1 pseudogene is annotated in these 233 nt (G+C 56.2%); it reads left to right on the top strand.

Going from position 1 to position 233, the window contains the following annotated elements:
- Positions 1-233, top strand: a pseudogene (locus tag R0J88_RS23755) (protease modulator HflC); the annotation flags it as partial.

The following is a 233-nucleotide window of genomic DNA, read 5'->3' as shown; positions in this document are numbered from 1 at the left end:
CAACCTGCCTACCGAAGTGTCTGAAGCGATCTACAACCGTATGCGCGCCGAGCGTGAAGCGGTAGCGCGTCGTCACCGTTCACAAGGTCAGGAAGAAGCGGAAAAACTGCGCGCGACTGCCGACTATGAAGTGACCAGAACGCTGGCAGAAGCTGAGCGTCAGGGCCGTATCATGCGTGGTGAAGGCGATGCCGAAGCAGCCAAACTGTTTGCTGATGCATTCAGTAAAGATC

It is taken from the genome of Pseudoalteromonas sp. SIMBA_162, assembly GCF_046535955.1.
GTDB lineage: Bacteria > Pseudomonadota > Gammaproteobacteria > Enterobacterales > Alteromonadaceae > Pseudoalteromonas > Pseudoalteromonas marina.
The sequence above is the reverse complement of the archived record's forward strand: the minus strand, read 5'-3'. Positions and strand labels throughout refer to the sequence as shown.